Here is a 2,518-nt window from a genome sequence, read left to right as displayed (position 1 = left end):
CCAGCACGCCAACATCGTGGAGCAACGCCGGCTGAAGGCGACCGTCGTGTCGGACACGCTGCGCCGGATCGGCGGTATCGACCGGACGATCGTGATGGAGTCGCCCGGCGACGACGGCCTCGGCTGGCGGACGCGGATGCGGTACGCCGTCGTGGACGGGCGGCCTGGGATGTTCGCGCACCGCTCGCACGACCTGGTGCCGATCGACCGGTGCTTGATCGCGCATCCGGGGACTCCCGACGTACTGAGCACGCGGTGGCCGGGCGTGTCGTCCGTGCAGGCCGTCGTGTCGTCCGAGGGCAAGACCGCCGTACAGACGGAGCAGGAATCGGGGGAGCGGCTGGTCGAGGTCGTCCGGGACCGGCGGTTCCTGGTGGAGGCCGGTGGGTTCTGGCAGGTGCACCCGGCGGCGCCGGAGACGCTCGTTGACGCCGTACTGAGCGGACTGGAGCCCGTCGCGGGAGAGACCGCGCTCGACCTGTACTCGGGTGTCGGGCTGTTCGCGGCGTTCCTGGCCGAGGCCGGCTGCGCGGTGCTGGCGATCGAGGGTGACAAGGACGCGGTCCGGAACGCCCGGCGCAACCTGCACGACCTCGACGGGGTGACGCTGGAGAACGGCGACGTCGACCGGGTCCTGAACGCGGCCGCCGGGCAGGGCCTGGAGCGGGTGGACCTCGTGGTCCTGGATCCGCCGCGCACCGGGGCCGGGAAGGACGTCGTACGGCGGATCGCCGCGCTCGGGCCGCGCCGGGTGGCGTACGTGGCGTGCGATCCGGCGGCGCTGGCGCGGGACCTGAAGACGTTCGGGCGGCTCGGGTACGGGATCGCGTCGCTGCGCGCGTTCGACCTGTTCGGGATGACCCACCACATCGAGTGCGTCGCCGTACTCGAGCCTGTGGACAGTGAAGTGGTCAGTACGGGAGGCCTCGGGTAGCGTCTGAGCCTGGATTCCACCTGCGCTTGGAGACCCGATGCCGCTCGTTGACCTGGACGACCCGGAGGAGTTGCGCGCCCGCTGGACCGCACTCGCCGCGGTCGCCCATGCCACGGGCTTCGACCGCCGGTGGTACGCCGACGCCGACGGGTACCACCACCAGGACGAGACCGGTTCGGTGCTGCACATGGTCCGGCTCGGCGACGGGCGGGCCGTGCTGTTCGGGTTCCACACGCACCACAGCCAGACCGCCCGGACCGACCTGCTGGCCGGGTCGCCGGACTGGATCGCGCAGCCCGAGGTTCGGCGGCGGGCGACCGCGGGCGAGCTCGGCTTCGTGTACGGCGCGTTCAACGCGACCTGGGCGCGGGCGTCGTACCCGGGCGATCCGTGGCAACCGGTCGACGACGGGTTCGGGCAGATCGGGCAGTGGATCACCTCCGACGAGGCGACCGCCGACGAGATGATCGAGTGGGTCGCCGAGTGGTCCGACTACCTCGGCGGACTGGACGAGCTCCGGCCGTACGGGGTCGCGCTGATCGAGGCCGCGCGCGGCCCGGCGCTGCCCGCGGACGCGCTCGCGGCGTTCTTCGCGCCCTTCGGCATCGACCCCCGCTCGCCGGTGCAGCCGGACCTGCCCGCCGGGGTCGCGGCGGCGGCGGATTTCACCCAGAACTTTGCAGAACCGGCAAGTTTCCCTGAAGCCCCTGACGCGGCCGAGGTCTCGGTCGTTGAGCCCCACGTGACCGGAGACAACCAACTGCTGGACGACGAGGAGTCGTACGTCGTCCCACCCGGCATCAGCCCCTTCACCGGCCAACCGCTCCCCGCCGACGACGCAACCCAGAAAAAACAAGGCTGGCTCCGACGCCGCAAACAAGACCCACCCCCCACCGGGGAGCCCGCCGGACCGCCCGCCGAGCCGCTTCCTGCGCCGTCCACTGGACCGTCCGCTGCATCGCCCGCCGGACCGCCCGGCGCATCGATTCCTGGACAGTCCGCTGCACCGCCTGCGGGACCGCCCGCCGCGCCGCTTGCCGGACCGTTTGCTGCCGGTCCTCCGCAGTACGACCCGGCGGCTCCCGGTACGTACATCCCGAGTGACACCCCGAGCTCCGGCCTGCCGATCCGCCACACCCCTCCGGACGCCGGCTACACCCTCCCGTCCTCCGAACCGCCACGCGTAGGCGGCGGCCAGTACGAAGGCGACGACTTCTACAACAGCCTCTTCGCCGACGCACCCGCCGCCGCAACCCCCGCCCCCGACCAGGACTGGGAAACCACCGAACAACCCTCCTGGCCCGACCAGGACCCCACCAGCGCCTACACCCCCTTCACCGACGACACCCCCGCCCCCGAATGGAGCGGCCCCCGCTGGGTCAACGGCGAATGGCAAGGAAACCCACCCCACCAACCTCCCCAATCCAACGAGCCCCCGACCGGTTCCCCCTTCGCCCCGTCGGCGCTTCCGGCCGCCCAGGCCCCTGACACGCCACACGCCGGCGCCGCCCACGAGCCAACGACGACTTCCGCGGATGAGACGCCAACCGGCTCACCATTCGCGCCGTCGGCCTACGCAGGCAC

1 protein-coding gene and 1 pseudogene are annotated in these 2,518 nt (G+C 72.0%); both read left to right on the top strand.

Going from position 1 to position 2,518, the window contains the following annotated elements:
* Nucleotides 1-934, top strand: a 934-nt coding sequence (locus VFF46_RS05180; protein WP_325035861.1) for a class I SAM-dependent RNA methyltransferase, incomplete at its 5' end; no start/stop codon positions are given.
* Between the two features lie 37 nt (nt 935-971).
* A pseudogene (locus VFF46_RS05175) lies at nt 972-2,518 on the top strand (hypothetical protein); the annotation flags it as partial.

This window comes from Kribbella sp., from assembly GCF_035655035.1.
GTDB lineage: Bacteria > Actinomycetota > Actinomycetes > Propionibacteriales > Kribbellaceae > Kribbella.
The sequence above is the reverse complement of the archived record's forward strand: the minus strand, read 5'-3'. Positions and strand labels throughout refer to the sequence as shown.